The sequence below is a fragment of the Ferruginibacter sp. HRS2-29 genome (assembly GCF_024343615.1).
Lineage (GTDB): Bacteria > Bacteroidota > Bacteroidia > Chitinophagales > Chitinophagaceae > Ferruginibacter.
In genome coordinates, this window is the sequence record NZ_RJUB01000005.1 from 1 (window position 1) to 22,929 (window position 22,929).

The 22,929-nt window shown below is 44.6% G+C and carries 26 protein-coding genes; 19 read left to right on the top strand and 7 right to left on the bottom strand.

What is annotated here, in order from left to right:
* The first annotated feature begins 112 nt into the window (after positions 1 to 112).
* Positions 113 to 1,183 (top strand): aldose epimerase family protein, encoded by a 1,071-nt coding sequence (locus tag EGI32_RS02675; protein WP_255153819.1) that lies wholly within the window; start codon positions 113 to 115, stop codon positions 1,181 to 1,183.
* 183 nt (positions 1,184 to 1,366) lie between these two features.
* Entirely contained in the window at positions 1,367 to 1,789 is a 423-nt protein-coding gene (locus tag EGI32_RS02680) for a DUF6799 domain-containing protein (protein ID WP_255153820.1), read from the top strand.
* A 360-nt stretch (positions 1,790 to 2,149) separates the two neighbouring features.
* Here the strand turns inward: EGI32_RS02680 and EGI32_RS02685 are convergent, their stop codons facing one another.
* Entirely contained in the window at positions 2,150 to 2,398 is a 249-nt protein-coding gene (locus tag EGI32_RS02685) for a DUF4342 domain-containing protein (protein WP_255153821.1), read from the bottom strand.
* Positions 2,399 to 2,663: 265 nt separating this feature from the next.
* Between EGI32_RS02685 and EGI32_RS02690 the strand changes: the two genes are divergently transcribed.
* From EGI32_RS02690 to EGI32_RS02720, 7 genes are all read left to right on the top strand, one after another.
* Positions 2,664 to 3,293, top strand: a complete 630-nt coding sequence (locus EGI32_RS02690) for a DUF4142 domain-containing protein (protein WP_255153822.1) — start codon at positions 2,664 to 2,666, stop codon at positions 3,291 to 3,293.
* A gap of 156 nt (positions 3,294 to 3,449) precedes the next feature.
* On the top strand, positions 3,450 to 3,659 hold the full coding sequence (locus EGI32_RS02695) for a hypothetical protein (RefSeq protein ID WP_255153823.1): 210 nt from the start codon (positions 3,450 to 3,452) through the stop codon (positions 3,657 to 3,659).
* Between the two features lie 166 nt (positions 3,660 to 3,825).
* Positions 3,826 to 4,038, top strand: a complete 213-nt coding sequence (locus tag EGI32_RS02700) for a hypothetical protein (RefSeq protein ID WP_255153824.1) — start codon at positions 3,826 to 3,828, stop codon at positions 4,036 to 4,038.
* Between the two features lie 89 nt (positions 4,039 to 4,127).
* Positions 4,128 to 5,858: a circadian clock protein KaiC gene (gene kaiC / locus EGI32_RS02705; RefSeq protein ID WP_255153825.1), complete on the top strand. Its 1,731-nt coding sequence runs from the start codon at positions 4,128 to 4,130 to the stop codon at positions 5,856 to 5,858.
* Between the two features lie 5 nt (positions 5,859 to 5,863).
* Entirely contained in the window at positions 5,864 to 6,145 is a 282-nt protein-coding gene (locus EGI32_RS02710) for a circadian clock KaiB family protein (RefSeq protein WP_255153826.1), read from the top strand.
* A 4-nt stretch (positions 6,146 to 6,149) separates the two neighbouring features.
* On the top strand, positions 6,150 to 6,464 hold the full coding sequence (locus EGI32_RS02715; RefSeq protein WP_255153827.1) for a circadian clock KaiB family protein: 315 nt from the start codon (positions 6,150 to 6,152) through the stop codon (positions 6,462 to 6,464).
* A complete protein-coding gene (locus EGI32_RS02720; RefSeq protein WP_255153828.1) occupies positions 6,457 to 8,133 on the top strand; it encodes an ATP-binding protein in 1,677 nt (558 codons plus the stop codon). Before EGI32_RS02715 ends, EGI32_RS02720 begins: the two co-directional genes overlap by 8 nt.
* Position 8,134: 1 nt before the next feature.
* Here the strand turns inward: EGI32_RS02720 and EGI32_RS02725 are convergent, their stop codons facing one another.
* Positions 8,135 to 8,500 carry an AraC family transcriptional regulator gene (locus EGI32_RS02725; RefSeq protein ID WP_255153829.1) on the bottom strand — a complete coding sequence of 122 codons (366 nt, stop codon included), beginning with the start codon at positions 8,498 to 8,500 and terminating at the stop codon, positions 8,135 to 8,137.
* A gap of 203 nt (positions 8,501 to 8,703) precedes the next feature.
* Here EGI32_RS02725 and EGI32_RS02730 point away from each other — a divergent pair, with 203 nt between their 5' ends.
* Positions 8,704 to 9,468, top strand: coding sequence for an SDR family NAD(P)-dependent oxidoreductase (locus EGI32_RS02730; RefSeq protein WP_255153830.1), 765 nt, complete (start codon positions 8,704 to 8,706; stop codon positions 9,466 to 9,468).
* 59 nt (positions 9,469 to 9,527) lie between these two features.
* On the opposite strand, the gene EGI32_RS02735 is transcribed toward EGI32_RS02730, so the two are convergent.
* On the bottom strand, positions 9,528 to 10,043 hold the full coding sequence (locus tag EGI32_RS02735; protein WP_255153831.1) for a hypothetical protein: 516 nt from the start codon (positions 10,041 to 10,043) through the stop codon (positions 9,528 to 9,530).
* A 61-nt stretch (positions 10,044 to 10,104) separates the two neighbouring features.
* Here EGI32_RS02735 and EGI32_RS02740 point away from each other — a divergent pair, with 61 nt between their 5' ends.
* From EGI32_RS02740 to EGI32_RS02750, 3 genes are all read left to right on the top strand, one after another.
* Complete coding sequence (locus EGI32_RS02740; protein WP_255153832.1) at positions 10,105 to 10,506, top strand: DUF1801 domain-containing protein; 402 nt, start codon at positions 10,105 to 10,107, stop codon at positions 10,504 to 10,506.
* Positions 10,507 to 11,010: 504 nt separating this feature from the next.
* Entirely contained in the window at positions 11,011 to 11,535 is a 525-nt protein-coding gene (locus EGI32_RS02745; protein WP_255153833.1) for a hypothetical protein, read from the top strand.
* 171 nt (positions 11,536 to 11,706) lie between these two features.
* Positions 11,707 to 11,979, top strand: coding sequence for a hypothetical protein (locus EGI32_RS02750; protein ID WP_255153834.1), 273 nt, complete (start codon positions 11,707 to 11,709; stop codon positions 11,977 to 11,979).
* 74 nt (positions 11,980 to 12,053) lie between these two features.
* Here EGI32_RS02750 and EGI32_RS02755 read toward each other — a convergent pair whose 3' ends face one another.
* Positions 12,054 to 13,184 carry a glycoside hydrolase family 16 protein gene (locus tag EGI32_RS02755; protein WP_255153835.1) on the bottom strand — a complete coding sequence of 377 codons (1,131 nt, stop codon included), beginning with the start codon at positions 13,182 to 13,184 and terminating at the stop codon, positions 12,054 to 12,056.
* Positions 13,185 to 13,464: 280 nt separating this feature from the next.
* Here EGI32_RS02755 and EGI32_RS02760 point away from each other — a divergent pair, with 280 nt between their 5' ends.
* A complete protein-coding gene (locus EGI32_RS02760) occupies positions 13,465 to 14,421 on the top strand; it encodes an aldose 1-epimerase (protein ID WP_255153836.1) in 957 nt (318 codons plus the stop codon).
* Positions 14,422 to 14,424: 3 nt separating this feature from the next.
* Positions 14,425 to 15,576 carry a galactokinase gene (gene galK / locus EGI32_RS02765; RefSeq protein ID WP_255153837.1) on the top strand — a complete coding sequence of 384 codons (1,152 nt, stop codon included), beginning with the start codon at positions 14,425 to 14,427 and terminating at the stop codon, positions 15,574 to 15,576.
* Here the strand turns inward: galK and EGI32_RS02770 are convergent.
* Positions 15,571 to 16,191, bottom strand: coding sequence for an HAD family hydrolase (locus EGI32_RS02770; RefSeq protein ID WP_255153838.1), 621 nt, complete (start codon positions 16,189 to 16,191; stop codon positions 15,571 to 15,573). The two genes, galK and EGI32_RS02770, sit on opposite strands and share 6 nt — an antisense overlap.
* A gap of 160 nt (positions 16,192 to 16,351) precedes the next feature.
* Here EGI32_RS02770 and nagA point away from each other — a divergent pair, with 160 nt between their 5' ends.
* Positions 16,352 to 17,467: an N-acetylglucosamine-6-phosphate deacetylase gene (gene nagA, locus EGI32_RS02775; protein ID WP_255153839.1), complete on the top strand. Its 1,116-nt coding sequence runs from the start codon at positions 16,352 to 16,354 to the stop codon at positions 17,465 to 17,467.
* Positions 17,468 to 17,560: 93 nt separating this feature from the next.
* The gene (locus EGI32_RS02780) at positions 17,561 to 18,448 is read left to right on the top strand and encodes a DMT family transporter (protein WP_255153840.1); all 888 of its coding nucleotides are present in this window, start codon (positions 17,561 to 17,563) and stop codon (positions 18,446 to 18,448) included.
* 104 nt (positions 18,449 to 18,552) lie between these two features.
* On the opposite strand, the gene EGI32_RS02785 is transcribed toward EGI32_RS02780, so the two are convergent.
* Both EGI32_RS02785 and EGI32_RS02790 read right to left on the bottom strand, forming a co-directional pair.
* Positions 18,553 to 19,761, bottom strand: coding sequence for an acyltransferase family protein (locus EGI32_RS02785; RefSeq protein WP_255153841.1), 1,209 nt, complete (start codon positions 19,759 to 19,761; stop codon positions 18,553 to 18,555).
* A gap of 174 nt (positions 19,762 to 19,935) precedes the next feature.
* On the bottom strand, positions 19,936 to 21,849 hold the full coding sequence (locus EGI32_RS02790) for an ABC-F family ATP-binding cassette domain-containing protein (protein ID WP_255153842.1): 1,914 nt from the start codon (positions 21,847 to 21,849) through the stop codon (positions 19,936 to 19,938).
* A 375-nt stretch (positions 21,850 to 22,224) separates the two neighbouring features.
* Here EGI32_RS02790 and EGI32_RS02795 point away from each other — a divergent pair, with 375 nt between their 5' ends.
* Both EGI32_RS02795 and EGI32_RS02800 read left to right on the top strand, forming a co-directional pair.
* Positions 22,225 to 22,377, top strand: a complete 153-nt coding sequence (locus EGI32_RS02795; RefSeq protein WP_255153843.1) for a hypothetical protein — start codon at positions 22,225 to 22,227, stop codon at positions 22,375 to 22,377.
* A gap of 69 nt (positions 22,378 to 22,446) precedes the next feature.
* Positions 22,447 to 22,842, top strand: a complete 396-nt coding sequence (locus EGI32_RS02800; protein WP_255153844.1) for a hypothetical protein — start codon at positions 22,447 to 22,449, stop codon at positions 22,840 to 22,842.
* Positions 22,843 to 22,929: the final 87 nt, after the last annotated feature.

Sequence of the window (22,929 nt, forward strand, 5' to 3'; positions counted from 1 at the left end):
GGCAATCCTTCAACTAGCTCAGGATGATGATAATATGGCTGAAATGTAATGATTCATATCCGTCATCTTGAACTTGTAAGGGACAGGACGGCTTATACTCAAAAAAAATCAAGTGGACGTAAACTCAATCAATCAGCCTGCGGGCTCCAGGGAAATTCCCGGGGCGGGTGGCATGCGGGTGTATACAATAGAAAATATTCAGGGAACAAAACTGGTAGTGTCGGACTTTGGAGCAGCTGCCATTTCCCTGTTCGTAGCAGATCGTACTGGTAAAAAGGAGGATGTGTTGCTGGGATATCAAACGCCTGAAGAGTACCTGCAGGATGAATTTTACATGGGCACGGTAGTGGGCCGTTATGCCAACAGGATTTCCGGCGATACAGTTGTGATAGAAAACAATCCTTATAAACTTTTTACAAAAGACGGCACTTATCATCATCATGGTGGTAAAGTAGGGTTTAATAAAAAACAATTCGGGGCCTGCGAATTTCACCAGGTGGGCAAAAGCGGGATCGTATTTACTTATACGAGCCCGCACCTGGAAGAAGGGTTTCCCGGAGAATTAAAACTGGAAGTGATCTATACATTGGGTGATGATAATAGCTGGACGGTAGAATACAAAGCCATTTCAGACAAAACCACTATCATCAATCTCACGCAGCATGCGTATTTCAATCTTGCCGGCGATCCTGCGAATGCCATTGATGCACATGAACTACAGATCAACGCCGAACAATTTTTACCCGTAAATGATACACAAGTACCAACCGGTATTCTTGCTGATGTGAAAGGTACTCCCTTCGATTTTACCAGTAGCAAACCAATCGGAAAAGATATTCATGCGGATGATGCACAACTGAAATTGAGCAACGGCTATGACCACAGTTTTGTGTTGGAAACAACACACAGCGACCAACTTAAAAAAGCCGCTGCAGTATACGAACCAACCACAGGCCGCGTTATGGAAGTGTTTACCACAGAGCCTTCCGTGCATCTTTATACGGGTAATTTCCTGAAAGATGTACAGGGTAAAAATAAGGTGGTATATCAGCCACGGGCGGGATTTTGCCTCGAGACCCAACATTTCCCCAACGCTCCCCGCCACGATCATTTTCCCAGTACAGTACTAAAAGCAGGAGAAAAATTTTACAGCAAAACAGTCTTTAACTTTTCAACAAGGTGACTTTTTTTACAAGGTATTTTAACCATCACGGAGAGAGTTGGTTGCGCCTTATGTTTCACTTTTCGCCCTGTTAAAATTTCGCGTAAACAGCAGCAGGTACTGCCCAAAAGTTTTTCACGCTTTCCCCCTTTGGCTTGGCCTTTGTTTTTGGAAATATATCGTTCATATATTAAATCTGAAAACATGAAAAGAATAATTCTGACCAGTGCGATGGCTATGATGCTATGCGCAATAGGTTACGCACAGGATACACCCGTAAAGAAAATGAATAATCAGCCGCCCGTAACTACAAGTCCGAAAATGCAGGCGCAACAACCAGATCAGATCGTGATGAAAGACGGAAGGCTCGTCGTTTTTAAAAACGGCAAAGAAAGTGACATGAAGGAAGATGTGATCTTTGGAAATGGTACAGTGGTAACCATGGATGGTACCGTAAAAACAAAAGAAGGAAAAACATACCGGCTGAACAATGGCGAATCCATTGATGCAAATGGTACTACGGCGCCAATTCCCGGAGCAAAGCCACCGGTAGACAATACACCGCCGAATCCAACACCGGCTGTAAAGCCACAGGCAACCAACCCTGTAACCCCACCGAATAGGTAATGTACGAGTTTATAAATCGGGAGAGCCTGCGGATATTTCGCGGGCTCTTCTAATCACAGATTAAAAGGATTTCGCAGATTAGTACATTGTTGAAGAACTCTTAAAGTAAACCGGCGGCTTGCTTTAAGAGTTCACATCTAACAAATAATCTGCGAAATCCGCGTAATCATTTTAAATCAGCGGTTGATCTACTATAAATTGAGTATTGCCTGGGGCAAGTTTCCACCCCATCTTTGTACAGCAATTCAGTTAAACGGTTTTGAATTTTTCTCACAGTAACAGGCAGTGGACAATTGATAATAGATATTTTGCTTTCGGGTCGAATGTCTTATTATCAATTATCCATTGTCTACTATTAATTTACTCCGCTACTTCCCGCTCTACCGTTATGGTACATTCTGCCAGCAATGCCGCTACGGCACCCACAGCGGCAAGTACCGGCAATAATAAGGCTCCTACCACACCCACAGTCAGCGGAAACGACATCAGTTCTTTTCCTGATCTATCGGTGATGGTGATCTTGCGGATATTGCCTTCGGCGATGAGTTCCTTTACTTTTTTCAACAGCTGCTCGCCGTCTATGGAAAAAGATTCTGTTTTGATAGCCATGATAAATATGTTTAGAGTTTCTGTTTAGATTTCGCTTTCACCAAATTACTTCTTTACGCGTTACCCGCAAAAAGCTTCTCTATTGCTGACAATTGACCGCATTTCCTGAGGAAAATTTTCAACAGGTTTTTTCAATATAAACCGCTACAGCAGCTAATTTACAGTGAATAAAAAATATAATAAGAGTTATGCAGATATTGGCACACTGGCGCAGCATTTGGTCTACCAGTTCGGATCACAAAATTATTCAGACAAACAACCAATCATGAAAAAGTTTCTTCTCACGCTTGCAATATCGCTGATATCCATCACGCTGATGCAAAGCTGTAACAACAATAATCCTAACAGTACAGGTGTAAATGGTAGTTCCGATACAACTAAAGATGCAGCCGTTTCAACCGATGTAAAAATGACCACCGATACGGCTTCCATGCAATCTGCCAATACCAACAACGGCGGTGTAGCAAAAACCGAAAACGAATTTGTGACAAAAGCCGCCGGCGGCGGAATGATGGAAGTGGAACTGGGAAAGATTGCGCAAACCAATGCTGCCAGCCAGGAAGTGAAAGATTATGGCAAAATGCTGGAAACAGATCATTCCAAAGCGAATGCGGAATTGAGTTCTATTGCAGCGGCCGATAACATCAACATACCGGCTACTATGCCGGAAGAATATGTAGGGCATGTGAATGGGCTGAAAGCCAAGACAGGCAATGATTTCGACAAAGCATACATGGCCATGATGGTAGACGATCATGTAAAAGATATTGCTGCATTTAAAGACGCGGCAAAGAATAACAGCGACGAAAAAGTAAAAGCGTTTGCGGCAAAAACATTGCCTACGCTCGAATCACATCTTGCAAAAGCGAAAGCGATTAAAAGCAGGTTGAAATAGTGGGCAATGGGTGAATGGCACAGCATTCGTCGCATATAATTGGTAGAATTTGCTATTAGTGGCTTGTTGCCTATCAATACACTCTCTGTAGAATTTACGCAACACCGGATCTTTTGCCAGCAGGGCAATGAATGTTCAATCTGAAAACTGGTAATTATGCCTAAATCCCATCATACAGGTGTTCCTGTAAAATGTCACAAGGAAAATCCCTTTCAGTATTCTACCAACGAAGGACAATATAAAATAGTAGCAGATAATCAGGTTAAAAATGCCCATCAATGGGGGGCTAAACGCCACAGAAGCCTTACAACAAACGGATTAGTTAAAGATGATCGCACTGGGGCTAAAGAAGATCCCCCTCATTGAAGGGCAAAGATCATAGAGTAAGCAGCGATGTTGTTTTTTTGATGATGGAAGGTACGTGCATTGGAAACAGTGTATCGTACCTTTTTGCATTTAACGATTGAATGTATTGTATGGCATGATTTTTTTATCAATGATGTATTGATAATTATTACTAATAACAAAAAATATGAGTGAAGTATTAAAACTGGAAGCCCCATGGCCCGAAGTAAAAGAAATGCTGAAGGAAGTGAATGTGGAACTCAGCGACGAGGACCTGGAATATGATCCCGCTGATCCGGAAGCATTGCTTCAAAGGCTTGCAAAGAAAATGGGAAGGACGCCTGTTCAAATAAAGGCCTGGGTAGAAAGTGTTTCATTCAACAAAGGTAAAGCAGGGTAGGCGTTGCATTAATGTCCAGGTGCTTATTTATGCTTATAACAGGCTTAGCCCTTACCGCAAATATGATCCTTAACAGTAAAAGTTAGTTTATGGCAATAAGTCCATCATCAAAAAAAGAATTACCCTTATTACAAAAAACGCCCACAGGCATCGATGGTCTAGATGAGATCACCAATGGCGGCATCCCCAAAGGGAGGCCCACATTGATTTGCGGGGATGCCGGTTGCGGAAAGACCTTATTCTCCCTCGAATTCATTGTGCGGGGCGCTACTCAATTCAATGAACCCGGTGTGTTTGTGGCATTTGAAGAAAAAGCAGATGAGCTTGCAGCAAATGTTACTTCGCTTGGTTTTGACCTGAAAAGGCTGGTAGCGACCAAAAAACTACGCATCGACCATGTTCATATCGACCGGAGCGAAATACAGGAAACCGGCGAATACGATCTTGATGGGCTTTTCATTCGCCTGGGGTATGCTATCGACAGCATCAAAGCCAAAAGGGTAGTGCTGGATACGATCGAAAATTTATTTTCCGGACTCTCCAATGAAAGTATCATACGTTCCGAATTGCGCAGGCTTTTCCAATGGCTCAAGGAAAAAGGCGTTACCGCCATTATCACCGGTGAAAAAGGCGTGAACGGCCTTCTCACGCGTCAGGGTATGGAAGAGTATGTATCGGATTGTGTGATCGTGCTCGATCATCGTGTAACCAACCAGATCTCAACCCGGCGTTTACGGGTGGTAAAATATCGTGGGTCGGTTCATGGTACCAACGAATATCCATTCCTGATAGATGCGGATGGCATTTCGGTACTGCCAGTCACTTCGCTTACGCTGGAAAGCAGAGTCTCGAGCCAGCGGGTGTCTTCGGGTATTCCGTCGCTGGATGAAATGCTCGGAGGGAAAGGTTTTTTCAAAGGAAGCAGCGTGCTCGTTTCGGGTACGGCAGGTACAGGTAAAACAAGCATTGCCACAAGTTTTGCCAATGAAGCCTGCAACCGCGGCGAACGTTGTATTTACTTTGCGTTTGAAGAATCGCCCGACCAGATCATGCGTAATATGAAATCGCTGGGAATGAATCTCAGTAAACACATTAAAAGCGGGTTGCTGAATTTTCAGGCGTCGAGGCCAACATCACATGGCCTTGAAATGCACCTGCTGGTGATATTTAAAATGATTCGTCAATTTAAGCCCTCCACTGTCATACTCGATCCTATCACCAACCTGGTAACGGTAGGTACCGTGAGTGAGCTCAAGTCGATGCTGGTGCGCCTGATCGATTTTTTACAAAAAGAACAGGTTAACGTGCTGTTTACCGCGTTAACACTTAATTATACGGTGAACGAGCAGACAGATGAAGGGGTATCATCCCTGGTAGATGCCTGGCTGATGGTAAAAGATATCGAATTAAATGGCGAACGTAACCGCGGAATGTATATCATGAAATCGAGAGGTATGAATCATTCCAACCAGGTACGCGAATTTGTGATCAGTAGCAAAGGGCTTGAACTGGTAGAGGTTTTCCTCGGCCCCGATGGGGTACTCACGGGCTCTGCAAGGGAAGAGCGTATGCTGATGGAAAAAGCGGAAACGGCATTGAAGAGTTTCTCGCAGGGGCGCAAAGACAGGGAGATAGACAGGAAAAGCCTGCAGCTGGAATCGCAGATAGAAAGCCTGCGCTCGGAATTTGAATCTGTTAAAGATGAATTGAATAAGATATATCTTGAAGACGAATTGCGTAAAGAAGTGATGAAAAAGAACCGTGAACAAATGACACTGACCCGCCGCAATAAAGGAGGTTCTGGAAACCCTAAAAAATGATATCCATGAAAGAGATATGGCAACTTAAATTATACATAGCGGGTAAAACCCCGAAATCGGTTACGGCATTGCGTAACCTGGAAAAATATTGCGAGGAATACCTCAAAGGGCAATATAAAATAGAAGTAGTGGATCTTTTGCTTAAACCGCAGCTTGCAGAAGGGGACCAGATATTTGCTGTGCCTACACTGGTAAAAAAAGTACCTGAGCCCATCCGCAAGATCATCGGCGATCTTTCCGACAAGGAAAAAGTATTGGTAGGATTAAACATTGTCCCTATAAACTAACCACATGAAAGATCAGGAGAGCGATCCGCAGGGCAGGTATAAGCTACAGTTATTCGTAACGGGAGCCTCACCCAACTCTGTAAGGGCGATAGCCAATATAAAACGAATCTGCGAAACGCACCTGCCAGATAATTATGACCTTGAAATAACAGATGTATACCGGCAACCTTTACTGGCGCATGATAAACAACTGGTAGCACTGCCCATGCTGCTCAAGATGCACCCCCATCCGGTGATGCGGCTTGTGGGCGATATGTCTGATAAAGAAAAAGTACTCAAAGGGCTCGGTATTTTGCCGGGGCTGCAAGAAAATGACTGATAAATATTCAAATACCGAATTAGAAGCACTGGTAGCCGGGTTGCGGCAGCAACTGCAGGAAGCTACAGATACCATCGATGCTATCCGCACCGGTGCCATCGATGCATTTGTAGTGAACGATGGTAATGGGCCCCAGTTGTATACGTTGAAAAGTGCAGATCAGACCTACCGTGTTTTTATAGAAACGATGAATGAAAGCGCAATCACGCTCAATTCCGAAGGGCTTATAGTGTACTGCAACACTGGTTTTTCAGAAGTGATGCAGATGCCTTTGTCTAAACTTATAGGTGCCCACTTCACAGATTTTATCAAGACAGAACAAAAGTCTTTATTTGAAGAAATATTATCAGATGCCTGGGATGCCGATGATAAAGGAGAAATAATCCTTGTCAGGAATGATGGCACACAGGTTCCGTTCCTTTTTTCGCTTACTACGCTTGAACTGGATGAGGGCATAGCATTGAGCATCATACTCACAGATCTTTCGCTGCAAAAAGAAAATGAGCGACAACTGCTTCAGAAAAATGAAGAGCTGGAAGCAGCCAAGGCTTTCACCGATCAGTTGAATGATGAACTGGAAGAGAAAGTGAAAGAACGTACCAAAGAACTGCTTGTCAGCAGAGAGCATTTCCGTTTTCTCGCCGACCACATCCCCGTAATTGCCTGGACAGCGCAGCCTGATGGACAGGTGAGTTACTTCAACAAACGCTGGTACGAATATACCGGTATGGAGCAACACCCGGGAAGTGAGAAAAACTGGATTGACGCATTGCATGAAGATGATGTGCAGCATACGCTGGAAGCCTGGAACAAAGCACTGACCACCGGCGAAACTTACCAGGTGGAATATCGTTTCAAACGGGCGGAAGACGATACATACCGCTGGCATTTCGGAAACGCTGTGCCATACAGGAATGAAGAAGGGCAGATTGTAAGCTGGTTCGGCATTTCCACCGACATCGATTATCAGAAAAAAGAAATGGAAAAAAAGGATGAATTCATCAGCATGGTCAGCCATGAGCTGAAGACGCCTGTTACAAGCCTGAAAGGATTTACACAATTATTGATGGCTATCCTCAAAGGTAATTCGGAACCTGTAGTGAGTGAATACCTGGGCACGATGAACAACCAGATCAACAAGCTTACACGGTTGATCAGCGATCTGCTGGATGCAACGCGTTTCAATGGGGGACAGCTCCAGTTTGATGTAGAAACATTTGCTTTCAATAAACTGGCGACAGAGATATGCAGTGAAATGCAGCTCACCACCAACAAGCATCTCATACAATTACAATTGGATAAAGATGTGTTCATCCGGGGCGACCGAAACCGTATCGGGCAGGTGATGATCAACCTTATTTCCAACGCGATAAAATATTCGCCTTCGGCAGACAGGGTATTGGTGCACACGAAAGCAGAAAATGGCCGCGTGGACTTTTGCGTAAAAGATTTTGGTATCGGCATTTCAAAACTGGAGCAGCCTAAGTTATATACCCGGTTTTTCAGGGCGGCGGAAAATACCCACGACAATACTTTTCCGGGCATGGGGCTGGGGCTTTATATTTCGATGGCCATCGTTGCCAAGCATGATGGAACCATGCGTGTAGAAAGTGAACTGAACCAGGGCTCTTCTTTTTGTTTTACCCTTCCGGTGGTGGATACGGAATAAATTATTTTACCTGTTTCCTGTATCGCATCGGCGTCAGGCCGCACATTCCTTTAAAAAATTTGGTGAAATTACTGGGGTCGTTGTAGGCTAACCTGTAGCCAACATCAGCGATGGAAAGATCCGTGTCGCGAAGCAGGCGTTGTGCTTCTGCAAGGATGGATTCTTCCATGAAATCGCAGGGTGATCTGCCGGTGGTGAGCAGGATGGTATTGCTGAGATGTATGGGTGATATGTACATCCGCGAAGCAAAATCAGCGGCATGAAAACGTTTTTCTGTCCTGCCGGCAAATAACTCATCCAGGTGTTGCTGCATGAGCTTCAGGAATTCATCTCTGATCTCTTCATTTCGCGATATCGTTTTAGGCATGACATAAAATTAGACAAAAACCTTCAGCCGTTTAGGGTTTGCCGGGAAGACGGGAAGAAAGAAAGTTTTAAATAAACCTCTTATAAATTTTTGTCTTCCCGTCTTACCGGCAAAAAATTCTGAAGTCTTCACCTTTTTTGAAGCCTGACTCCGGTCTAGCTTTGCAGTATCAAAATTTAGGTTTTAAAAATAAAATACGAAAAATGTCAACAACCAATAACATCGCCCTGGTAACCGGTGGCAGCCGCGGGCTTGGAAAAGATATGGCGATCAACCTTGCAAAAAATGGCCTTGATGTCATACTCACTTACAACAGTAAGAAAGACGAAGCAGATGCAGTCGTTCAGTCAATTACGGCGCTGGGTCGCAAAGCTGCTGCACTGCAGCTGAACGTGTCCGATTCTTCAAATTTTGATGCGTTCATCACATCGTTGAATGCCGCGTTGAAAGATCATTTCGGGACTGACCGGATCAATTACCTGGTAAATAATGCAGGTACCGGTTTGCATGCGCTTTTTGCAGACACCACCGAAAAACAATTTAACGACCTGGTGGATATACATTTCAAAGGGCCATTCTTTCTTACACAAAAAGTATTGCCTATCCTTGCCGATGGGGGCGGCATCATCAACATTTCGAGCGGCCTCGCCCGTTTCTCTTTCCCTGGCTCCTCCGCTTATGCATCCATGAAGGGCGCCATAGAAACGCTTACCCGTTACCTGGCCAAAGAACTCGCCGCACGTGGTATCCGTGCAAATATCGTAGCGCCGGGCGCCATAGAAACCGATTTCAACGGGGGAGCGGTGAGAGATAACGAAGCCTTAAACAAACAGATAGCTTCCGTAACAGCACTTGGCCGTGTTGGTTTACCAACAGATATCGGCAGTGTGGTCGCCTTTCTTTGTACCGATGATGCCAGATGGATCACAGGGCAAAGGATCGAGGTATCGGGGGGGATGATGCTGTAGGCAATTAATAATTAAGAATTAAAAATTAAGAATTAAGAATGCTTTCGGAGGAAGTGTTTTCAGCGATGGAAATGCTTTGATCCGGAAGCATTTTTATTGAACCGGGGCGGAACTGCAAATGGGTTCAAACCAATCGTCGGGATTGATGCATTTACTTTTGTAACACAAATAAACTTCCAGTAAATAAGAATCATCATAATACTTTGTACTCTTACCAACTGGTTCCTGATGACCACATCGCCTTTTTTAAGCAGCAGGTTTTCAATGCCAACATAAGTGATAAAATACTCTCCTGATTGAATGATAATAAACGGTTGCTCATCTTTCGGATATGATGCAATTACTTCTCCGCCATAAAATGAATGTACCATAAAGGCTTCATTGCTTTTAAGCTGGATAAAGGAGTGCCACCGCAATGAAGGTCGGGCGGCAAGGTGTTGGCTTTTTTTTTGCAGGGAGGCTCCTGAAGGGATTTTCCAATGCCCTTTAGGAGCCTCCATTTTTAAATAAACACTTTCCTGGCAAAAGGAAATGGAGGGAGTTAATAACAGCAGGAAGAACAAAACTATTTTCATTGACCAGGTTTGGAAAGCTATGATGGATTTATTTGTAAATTACTGATATAAATTCACTATTATGGCTAGCAACAAAACGACTGAAACCAATGCTTCTGTTCCTGCTTATGTAGCGGCTATCGCCGATGAAGCAAGGCGTACCGATATTGCGGCACTGATCAAATTGATGCAAAAAGCGTCCGGTTTCCCGCCGAAAATGTGGGGGCCGGGAATTGTTGGTTTTGGAAGCTACCATTATAAATATGACAGCGGCCATGAAGGAGATGCACCGCTTGCGGGGCTGGCATCAAGATCTACGGCAATCGTATTGTACCTGAATCTTGGGGAAAAAAGGGATGTTTTGCTGGAAAAACTAGGGAAACATAAAACCGGAAAGGGCTGCATCTACCTGAAAAAACTCGCTGATGCAGATGAGAAAGTATTGGAAGAAATGGTGAAAGTGTCTATTTCAGCTACGTACTGACCATCTGTAAAATGTAAACAAAGTGTGCAGTTTTAAATTTTTTTTTAAAAAATTACAAAACTGCACAAACTTATTTGTGCAGTAGAATTGTGCAGTGATACTACTGCACAATTTTTTTGTGCAGTTTAACCAGGTTTAAACGTGCAGCCCAATTAGTACAGATCCCGTCACAACCCGCGGTAGTCAACTCCCGGTAGTCAACCCGCGGTAGTCAACCTGCGGTAGTCAACCCGCGGTAGTCAACCCGTGGTAGTCAACCCGTGGTAGTCAACCCATAAGGACATACCTTCATTTCCTGCGGTTAATTAACACGATATCAATAAAATACCACAATCTCCTCCCTGACTCAAACATTGCCCTTTTTTTCAACAGCCCGGCCAATTATTTTATTTAACCTGACAATCAATCCATTAGATTATTTTTTATATGACAGATTGGAGGAAATTAAGTCATTGTTAACGTTACTGGCATACCTTTTGAAAACGTACTGAAAAACAAACGTATATGAAGAAGTTAATGACAGCTGCTTTAGTATTGTTTGCCTCAGCGCAGACTTTTGCTCAAAGCACAACGACAGAAGAAGTGACCAGCAAGAACTCATGGTTGAAAGCAGGCCTCGAAGCCTCTGTACCGGTAGGCAAAACCTCTGATGCAAGTTCATTTGCAGCAGGCGTAGTATTGAGTGGCCAATGGATGGCTACAAAAAACTTTGGTATTGGTCTTACCTCGGGTTATACACACTTCTTTGCCAAAAACAATGGTGAAGATGGAGGTATTATTCCTGCGGGTTTGCTGCTACGCTATTATCCACAGTCTGAAGGCTTTTTTGCCGGAACTGATGTAGGGTATAGCTTCCTGACAAACAGCGGAACAGATGGCGGATTTTATGTGAAACCACAGGTTGGTTACCATAACTACAGCTGGAACTTCTATGCTTTTTACAACCAGGTATTTCTTAAGAAAGCCTTTAACGACGTACAGAATGTAGGCGTTGCCGCTACGTACAATATCAGGTTCGGGAAAAAGTAAGGACTCTGCCTGTGGCAAGTCTAAGAAAATCAGAAATTACGAATTACAGGTGGATCCATTTTGAGGGAATCCATTTGTAATTCGTATTTTTTTGCCTATACCCGTTATGTTTTGGTTAAAAACAGCCTTTGGTACGGTTTTCTTTATAGTTATGCTATAAAAACAAATGTTATGGGAATCATTAAAAAAATTCAGACAGACAGCGATACTCCTTTTTCAGATGAGCAAACGGATGAAAGGATACATCAGTTGCTGACCGACCCCAATGACGAAGTGACCGAAGAGGATATCCGCAATGTGCGCACAGATATAGGAACAAAATCTGCAACTCCGCCAGCATCATCTACACCATTACCAGACAACACCGGCAAAGCCGCAGAAAATCTTGAACCTGGGGATCCCAATGATCCCGGGATTGAAACACCATGGAACATTATTAAATAATTACAATTGACAATTATAAATTACGGTACCAGGAACTGTATCATTCGTAATTCGTAATTGTCAATTCTTAATTATCAATTCCTCTGGTACACTCTTACCCAATCTATATAAGTGGTGCAGGGAAATTGTGCATCATTTACAATAGCCCCACCATACGTCATATTGTCGTTGCCACCCACACCAGCAGTTAGCAATAGAAAAAACTTATGGCTGAATGGCGACCATTCTGCAAAATGATGCGAGTATTCAGACTTCATCACCCGCTTGCCGCCGATCGTTACATTCCCATCTGCATCCTGTCCGTCCGGCGCATTATTGAAGGCTTCTCCATCATTGAAATAATTGATGTGGTATACCTGGTCGTCCACAGCAAATTCCATCCTGTTGGCATACCAGTCTACCCGGTAAATATGAAAACCGCCGCTGCCGGCATTCGTTTCCGTAGCAGCTACCGGCCATCCGCCATACGCGGGGTTCACTGCCGGAACCTGTGTTTCCTGATAGGAGTAATAACCGCCTTTATGCCCGTGATTCCAGCTTTGATAAGTATTATTTTCCCATGACCATGCATAGTGAACCGTACCAAGATTGTATTTGGGTATAGCGCCCACATATTCCATGATATCTACCTCGCCACCTTGCGGCCACATGATATAGGGCTGGTTGGTTGGTTTTTCTGCGGGCATCATCCAAAAAGCGAACCCCTGGCCTTTGTAACGCACATCCCTTGCCCATACACGGGCCTCTATCCTGGTACCCGGCCCCCATGATCCTTTGTCTTGCGTGGTCAGCCTGGCGCTGGTATAATTTCTATCGAGATACGTTTCTTTTCTTGTCGTAATAGCCAGGCAGCCGCCGCCGGAGTTAAGCACGCCGTTTTCAATCGTGGCATTTTCAGGCCGGTTGGTAGCCCTGTCGAGCTGGCCCGTTCCAAAATCCCCGTTCACACCGGTTCCTGTTTCAAAATTCCAGTTGGCACCATCAATCGATGTGGAATTGAACTCATCATTCCACAATAAGGTATATCCTGAGTAAACGATCGGAGGAACAACAGGTGTATTTGCCGGTGGGGTTACAGGTGGGGTCACCGGTGGGGTTGTCGGTGGTACATAGGGAGGAGTGGGATTGTCGCCGCCCGATTTTGAGCATGACAAAATGGTTGCGGCCAGGCATAAAGCCAGTACAGAGGCATTCAAAAATTTCATAGCAAGAGAATCGATGGTTATCAAAGCGTAAATATAGATTTTACCAGTCCCTTTTTTTTGTTAACAGATACATCATTACTACATCAATTGACTGAAACACTACATCATTTCTTGTAACAACAGCAGGTATGATGGATGATGCATGCCGTATGATGTCTTTGAGTGGGAAAAATCCCGGAGAATTGGAAATGCTTAATATGCGAACAAATCATACATCACACATCATCCGTCATACATCTTTTGTATATTTAATCCGCATTATTTCCTTAAATGAGCAACTATGTTTTCCATTTATACCCAACAACTGAATGGCTTTGATGCGGTATGCCTGCGTGAAGATGCTTCGGGAACTACCGTTACCATCGTTCCGGCTTGCGGCGGGATGTTACATGGCTTCGAGGTAAAACATGAAGGGGAGTTGATCAATGTGATCGATCATTATGACGACCTGGAGGATTATGAAAACAACCAGGCTTCCAAAGGATTCAAAAGTGCTAAGTTGTCGCCATTTGCATGCAGGTTGAAAGACGGCGGTTACCATTTTGAAGGGCAGGAATTGAGGATAGAAAAATTTTATCTCGGTAAACATGCCATGCATGGATTGTTGTTCGATGTACGTTTTATGGTTATAAAAGAAACCGCCGCAAAAGATAAAGCCGGGTTGAAAATTGAATACACTTACCGTGGTGAAGATCCCGGTTACCCGTTTTGCTACGATTGCCAGGTGACTTATGAATTAGGGTTTGATAATTACCTTACCATCACAACTGCTATCATCAATAAAGACCAGGGCTCCATTCCGGTGATGGATGGCTGGCACCCGTATTTCACTTTGGGCGGCAGCATCAACGATCTTCAACTCGAATTTCAAAGTAAGGACAAACTTGTATTTGACGAAGAAATGTTGCCTTCCGGCAAAAAAGAACATTACGAAACATTTGGCTCACTCGAAAAGATCGGCGGCCGGAAGTTTGATGATTGTTTTACGGTAAATTTTGCGGAATGCCAGCCAATGCTGGTTTTGCGGGAGCCGGTAAAAAGGATACAGGTAGAAGTGTATCCGCATCAGAGTTATCCTTACCTTCAGCTTTTTACACCTGATCATCGCCGGTCGATAGCGGTGGAAAACCTTAGTGCTGCTCCGGATGCATTCAACAACGACGAAGGATTGGTAACACTTATTCCCGGGGAAACTTATTTTTTCAAAACGGCTTACAAGGTCACTTCTTTAATCTGAACCATGAACCCATTAGCGATACAGGTAGCACAAACTTTCAGGGAACAATCGGGGCTGGAACCGGCACTTTATTTTTCGCCGGGGCGGATCAACCTGATTGGCGAACACGTAGATTACAACGATGGGTTTGTAATGCCTGCGGCCATTGATAAAGGTATTTATTATGCGATAGCATTGAATGGCAGCGATACTATCCGCTTTTACTCGATCGATTTTGATGAGTTTTTTTCTGTAGAAATTTCGGCGGTCGGCAAAGCGGGTGCCTGGAAAGATTATGTGTTGGGGGTGGTGAAAGAATTTGAATTACTTGGCGTGGAGCTCAAAGGATTCGATTGTGTATTTGCCGGCGATATACCTCGTGGCAGTGGATTGAGTTCTTCTGCAGCGGTAGAAGGTGGATTGGCGTTTGCGCTGAATGACTTGCTGGGCGTTGGTTTGGACAGGTTGCAACTCGCATTGCTTTGTCAGCGTGCCGAACATCATTATCCCGGAGTGCAATGCGGAATCATGGATCAGTTTGCCAATATGATGGGCCAAAAAGACCGGGTGATCCTGCTCGATTGCCAGGGGATGCATCATGTATATTTTCCTTTGCAGTTAGAAGGATATAGCATTGTATTGCTGAACAGCAAAGTACATCATAGCCTGATGGCCGGGGAATACAATTTGCGCCGAAGCCAGTGTGCCGAAGGTTTGGCAGTAATGTCGCAAACCGGCGATGTCAATAGCTTCAGGGATCTTGTACCATGGCAGCAGGTTTTCGATTACAAAAACCAGATGGGCGAAAAAGCGTTTATGCGTTGCCTTTATGTGGTGCAGGAAATAGACAGGGCGGAACGGGCTTCGCAATTATTGCAGCAGCAGGATATCAGGGCATTTGGTGAACTGATGTTTGAAACGCATCGTGGTCTTTCGGAATTATATGAAGTGAGTTGCAGGGAACTTGATTTCCTGGTGAGCCTTGCCCGGGCAAAAAAAGAAGTGATTGGCGCAAGGCTGATGGGCGGAGGCTTTGGAGGCTGCACCATCAATATTGTAAAAAATGAAATGGTGGAAACATTCATTCATGACTCCACCATTGCGTACGAGGATGCTTTTGGTATTGCGCCCGAAGCGTACAGGGTACAGACGGACGACGGCACCCGTAAATTATAATTCCAGCCCGAGTGCTTTTAATTTTTCAATCGTGCTATCGTAATCTGAATGAACGATCCCGCGGATGCCCAGGCCTTCCGCCACTTGTACAAACAGCGCCCTGTCGTCGAGGTATACGATGTTGCGCACCGGCACCTGTGCCACATCCAGCGCCAGCTTGAAAATATCTACATCCGGTTTACGGAAATGCACAAAACTCGACGAAATGAAAAAATCGACGAACTCGCCCAGCTTGAATTTTTTGATGCGGTAATCGTTCAGTTCCCGGCCTTCATTGTTTACTACGGCTATTTTAAGTCCGTATCTGGCTTTCAGCTTTTTCATCAGTTCTATCATCGGCTGATAGGATCTCGATTTGCTGTACATGAATTTGCTGAACTCCTCCCTGCTGAATTTCCTTCTCTTATAAAACACTACCCTGTCCAGGTATTCATCGAGCGATAGCTTGCCCACTTCATATGTGTCAAACGTAAGGTGGTGGCGCTCTTCCATTTCTTTAGCATCCAGCCCGTAAAGTGTTACCGCTTCCTGGCGTGCATGCCGGTCCCAGCCGTTGGTGAGTATTACGCCGCCGAGGTCGGTGAAGATGGTGGTGATGGAAGTCTTTTTCTTCATGTAAAAGTTTGAACACTAAAAATAATTAATAATTAATAATTAATAATTGTTTCAAGGGGAATGATTCTCTGTCAACATGAAAATTACCATTCTGTAGAATTATTCATTATTAATTATTCATTATTAATTAATCGGTTTCTTTGTAAAAATTTTTATCAGCATGCAAACCGCAATCAGCAATTGTACCATCTTTACCGGCGAAGAGATCATAAGGGATGCGGTGATCGTAACCGAACAGGATATCATCATTGCTATACAAAAAGAAATACCTCCACACTCAAAACATATTGATCTCGGCGGGAAAAATATAGCTGCCGGTTTTTTGGATATACAGGTAAACGGGGGCCACGAGCTGTATTTCAGCGAGCATCTCAACGAGGCCGCTATCCACGACATCTGCCAGGCGAGCCTGCAATATGGCACTACGCATGTATTGCCCTGCCTCATTTCTTCTTCGCAGGAAAATATCCTGAAGGGCATTGAGACTGTAAAACATTTTATGCATACACATGGCGAAGGAGTGGTGGGGATGCATCTCGAAGGGCCTTTCATCAATCCTGCAAAACGAGGGGCGCATGTAAAAGAACTGGTGCGTAAACCAACCAATGCAGAGCTGGAAGAAATAATAAAATACGGTTGTGATGTGATCAAAGTGATGACCATAGCTCCCGAATGTTTTACCGACGCACAACTGGATATGCTGCTAGAAAGTGGTATCGTGCTTTCTGCCGGACATTCCGAAATGACCTGCGAACAGGCGTTGCGGTATTTTGATAAAGGTATCAGGCTGGTGACGCACCTGTACAATGCCATGACGCAGATGGAGCATCGTGCACCGGGACTGGTAGGGGCAACCTTTACTAACGGGGATGTGTATGCGCCTATCATACTCGATGGAGCACATTGTGATTATGCTGCCGCAAAAATTGCCTTAAAACAAAAAGAAGATAAATTATTCCTTATCAGTGATGCTGCATTTCTCGGAAGAAAAGTACAGTCATTCAGCTGGGGAAATTTTGATGCTACATTGATGGATGGTTTTTACCGCAACAAAGAAGGAAAACTTGCAGGAGCGGCTATCTCTATGGCAGAAGCCGTGCAGAATGCGATGCAATATTTAGAAGTCAGTCTTGTAAAAGCGATTGCAATGGCAACCGTTCATCCGGCAAAAGCGATCGGGATGGAAAATAACATCGGTTATATCAAGCCGGGTTACCAGGCAAGGTTCGTTGTATTCAACGATGAGTTTTCACAATACGAAACATTGATCGCCTGATGAAATTGTAAAAGTATGTCAGCCTGAGCTTGTCGGAGGCATTACATTTACGTAAGCTTCAACGGGATCATGCTGACAAAGGAGGTATTAGTAATGAATAAGAACTTTATTTTAACCGGTATCATATTCGCTTTTCTATGGGCATCCGCATCAACGGCTACCAAGATCGGATTGGAATCGGCACAACCTTTTGTAATAGCGGTGAGCCGGTTCTTCATCGCCGGCATGATCATGCTGATAGCGGCCCATTTTTTTCTACGCAAAAGTTTGCCGCCAAAAGATACATGGGCAAAGATCATGATCTATGGCCTGCTCAACGTGAGCATCTATCTCGGATTATACGTCATCGGCATGCAGAAGATATCTGCCGGGCTGGGTACGCTGGCAGTAGGTATGAATCCTGTGCTGATCAGTTTTATGGGGGCCTTCTTCTTCCGGCAAAAGATAACGGGTATGGGTATACTAAGTTTGCTGTTGTGCCTGCTGGGGATATTCATCGCGGCGTATCCATTGTTGCGCACCAGTTATGCCAGCATCGATGGTATCATCATTATTTTTATCAGCATGATGGCGTATTCGGGTGGGGCCATCTATTATTCCAAAACAGATTGGAAGGGGATGGATATCCTTACCATCAATGGCTGGCAAACGATCATCGGCGGATTATTCCTGTTACCATTCCTGTTTTTTTTCTACGATCCGGCAAAGAACCGGTACGATATGCATTTCTGGACCGGTACCCTCTGGCTGGCCATCCCGGTATCCATAGGCGCCGTTCAATGCTGGATGATACTGCTGAAAAAGGATGCGGTGAAAGCAGCTTACTGGCTTTTTCTCTGCCCGGTATTCGGGTTTTTGCTCGCACGGATCTTTTTGAAAGAGCCGCTGAGCCTTTACACCGCAGGAGGTGTGCTGATGGTGATCGCAGGCCTGTACATTGCACAGCGATACAAGGTTACAAGGTTGAAGGTTGAAGGTTGAAGGTTGAAGGTTGAAAATCTTTTCGGTTTGCAAATTTGTTAAAAAAAAGAACAAACTATCAAGCCGTGAGTAAACCTTCAACCTTCAACCTTCAACCTTCAACTTTAAACCTTAATGTAGATCTTCTTACGGTCGAGCAGCCATGCAAAGAACCACATCATGATGATGAAGCAGATGGCATACATGAGTGAGGCATTCAATTCGTTTTTGAAAACGGGCTTGCACAATTTTGCATAAAACCATTCAAACGGCGATGCTTTATAATTTGCATTTATGGGCACTTTTATCAGTCCCATAAGTCTTGGTAAAATTCCGCTCAATACAAAAATGAACAACGCATTTTTACCGAACACATCAAAAAATCTGCTCCATGCACCGCGTTTGTTTTTGAATTCTATCACATAAATGAATACGCTCAACACCATCAGCGCAAGGCCGGTAGTGTATACGGTGAAACTGCTGGTCCAGATCTTTTTATTGATCGGGAAAGTCATGTCCCAGAAAAAGCCTGCAAAGATGAGTACGCATCCGGTCATGAATAATCCGTTGAGCATTTCAGGCGTTTTGCCTTTGGCAAGAATATATTGCCCTACGAGATAGCCGAAGATCACCTGCACGACAGAGCCGAATACACTCATCGAACCTTCAGGATCGAATGCGATTCCTTCGCCATGGTACATATGTTTTTCCCCTACCAGCTTAATGTCTACAGAAGTGCCAAACCAGCCATGGATGCTGAATGGATCTGCCGGATTTGCCGCCAGGCAAAGAAACCAGTACGCCAGCAATATGAATGCACTGGCCACAAATGAACCACGCACCTTGAAGAAATGTATCAGCACCGCACCAAAGAAATAGGCGAGTGCAATGCGCTGCAGTACGCCAAATATCCTCACGCCTTTTGTTATCTCAACAATTTGCCCGTTTTTATCAATATAGTCTGTCCAGGTAAATCCTTTGGCGATCGTTTGTGGCACCAGGTGCCCGTCGATACCCGGGCGCATCACTTCCACGATGAAAGGGAACCAGTTGAGGAATAATCCGATGAGAAAGATCAGCAATGTCCGTTTGATGACTTTTTTCCAGAACACAGTTTCGCCTGCCGCTTCCAGCTTAGGGATCACAAAAGCCATGGCGTTGCCTACGGCGAATAAAAAAAACGGGAAAACAAGATCGGTGGGGGTGCAGCCATGCCAGTTTGCATGTTCGAGCGGCGGGTAGATATGCCCCCAGCTGCCGGGGTTGTTTACCAATATCATCAGGGCTACAGTGGCGCCTCGAAAAACATCGAGCGAGTAAAATCGGTTATTCATGCTGGCTGGGTTAATGGGTGCCACACAATTTAAGGATTTTTGATTACACGGATTAAAGCGAATTACACAGATTAGCGGAGATCGAAAATAAATGTATTTAAATATTTTTAAAGCTTAACACCTGCTTTCATGGTCTTCAATCGCTTAATCAATTGCCGGTCGTCCGTCGTCTTCCTACATCCGCTCACTCAGCTCCAGCCACCTCATTTCTTTTTCATCCAGTTGTTGAATGATCTCACTGATGCGGTCTGCGGCTTTCTGCAATTCATCGTAAGGCAGATTACCACTCATTTTTTCTTCCAGTGTTTTCTTTTCTTCCTGTAAAGCGGGCATTTCTTTTTCCAGCGTTTCAAATTCGAATTTTTCCTTAAAAGAAAGTTTCTTCGGAGCCTCACCCTTCGTTGTACTTACTGAGGTCTGTGGTCTGTCGTCGGTGGCTTTCTCTTCCGGTGCTGATTTCATGATCTGCTGGTCCATATCTTTCAGCAAACCTTTGCTCATCGCTTCCCTGTATTGTGTATAGTTTCCGGGATAATCCCTGATGACACCATTTCCTTCAAACGCGAACAAATGATCCACCATGCGATCCATGAAATAACGATCGTGGCTCACGATGAGGATGCAACCCGGGTATTCGAGTAAAAATTCTTCCAGCGTCCGCAATGTCTGCAGGTCGAGGTCATTGGTAGGCTCATCGAGTACGAGGAAGTTGGGGTTGACGAACAACACACTCATGAGGTGAAGCCTGCGCTTTTCGCCACCGCTCAATTTACTGAGCATGGTGAATTGCTGCTCGGCAGTAAACCCGAATTTTTCCATGAACATGCTTGCCGAGAGCTTGGTGCCATCTGCCAGCGGAAAATATTCGGCCATATCTTTTACATATTCAATGGCACGTTTATCGGTTTTGTAGACCAGGCCTTCCTGGCTGAAATTGCCGAAAACCACTGTGTCGCCGTGGTTGATCTTGCCACTGTCGGGCAATTCCTGCTGCAGGGCGATCTTTAAAAATGTGGATTTGCCCACACCATTTTTTCCCACCACCCCAATGCGTTCGCCTCTTTTGAAAGTGTAATCAAACCCTTTCATGATGACGAGGTCGCCAAAGCTTTTATTCACTTTTTTAAGCTCAAGTATCTTTCCGCCAAGCCTGGTCATTTTTACCTGCAGGCTTACTTCGGCCACATCTTTTTGTTGCTTCACCCGCTCTTCCACTTCGGCAAACGCATCCTGTCGGCTTTTGCTTTTGGTGGTGCGGGCTTTGGGTTGCTTACGCATCCATTCCAGTTCCTTGCGGAAAATGTTTTTATCTTTTTGCAATTCGCTCTGCTGCACTTCCAGCCGCAGGCTTTTTTGCTCCAGGAAATAATCGTAATTGCCTTTGTACACGAATACCTTTTCCTCGTCGATCTCCACAATTTCGTTACACACGGCATCCAGGAAGTAACGGTCATGCGTCACCAGCAACAACGTGATCTTGGCCGCATCCAGGTATTCTTCCAGCCATTCTATCATGGCTACATCCAGGTGGTTCGTAGGTTCATCGAGTATGAGTAAACATCTTCCTTCGTGCAGTTGTGCCTCAATGAGCGACTGTGCCAGGGCCACCCTTTTTTTCTGTCCGCCACTGAGGTTGCCCACTTTTTCGTTGAGGTGATGGATGTTGAGTTTGCCCAATATCTGTTTCAGGTCGCTTTCAAAACTCCAGGCATTGAGATCGTCGATCTTTGCCATCAGCTCGCCCAGTTTGTCGTGGTCATCAGAACCTTCCTCCAAAAAAAGCTCATATTCCTTTACCACTTTCACCACGGGGTGATCGAGGCGAAGTACATTGTCCCAGATGGTTTTGGCAGGGTCGAAGTCATTGTCCTGCTGCAACATCACGGTTTTGATGTCTTTATGTATCCACACCGTTCCGCTATCGGCGGTATCCAGCCCGGCGATGATCTTCATGAGCGTACTTTTCCCGCTCCCGTTGCGGGCAACCAACGCGATCTTATCGCCTTCTTCTATATTAATGGTGATATTCCTGAAAAGTGTCCTGATCCCGAATGATTTGGTCAGGTTTTCTACTGAAGCGTAATGCATAGGACGCAAAGTTACGAGATTAGAGATTAGGGTTTAGAGTTTAGATGGTTTGCCAGGTATCGCTGTTCTTTGAACCCTCTAAACCCTGTAAACTCCTAAACCTCTCCTAAACCCTAATCTCTAAACCCTAAACTTTTTTACTAGATTTGCGCAAATTCGCGTTTTCGCCCATGAGGAGCATTGGATTATTAATGACAGTTGTGTTGGTTATAATGAGTTCCCTGGCGGGAGCACAGGTTGTAAAAATGTAACAATCAGAAAATCAACCTGCTCGGACACCGGGGAGTAGGCAATAAACCTTACGAACGTGTACATGACGGGCTTTTGATATTGAACAGTCAGGCGGTAAAGGTTCAAAACTGCAGCTTTAATTATTTGGGAAGAGATGGCCCGATGATCCTTGAAGACCGCGATAAGATCCCGGTAAGGGGTATTTCGTTTTCCAACTGCACTTTCAATTACAATGGGCGCAACGGGTTCAGCTGGTGCGGAGGCGAAGAGGTACGTTTTTACAAATGTTTTTTTTAAAACAATGGTAAAGGCCGTATAGAAACGAATCCCGCATCGGGATTAGATATTGAGCCGGAGCGTGATGCGTTGTGCAAAAAAGGGAGTTTTGTAGCGTGCGAATTCGCCAATAACAGCGGATATGCCGTCACAAGTGGTTATCTCACAGCATCGGAAGTGCTTTTGGACAGTTGCAGGATCATCGGAAATACCAACTACTCCTTCCATACTGCTTCGCCGAAATTCAGGGTGTCGAACAGTTTTATTGCCGGAACATCATTATTATATTATGATGCCGCTACCGAAGCTGACGGAACTAAGTTGAATAACTGTATTTTTACAGATTCTATACCGGGACAGAAAATATACATCCTGAACTATGGTACGGGCATTTATGGCCAAAATGTGCAGTTGTTGGATTGTACCTTTAATGCCTGCATAGCGTCTCTTATTTATGTGGAGCCGGCAGGAAAAAACGCAGGATAGTACGGGAAATGCCCGGTTCAAAAAATGCAGGTTCAACGCTTATTTTAAAAAGCCGGCAACCTGGGGTAAACTGGCTTTACTGGCAGG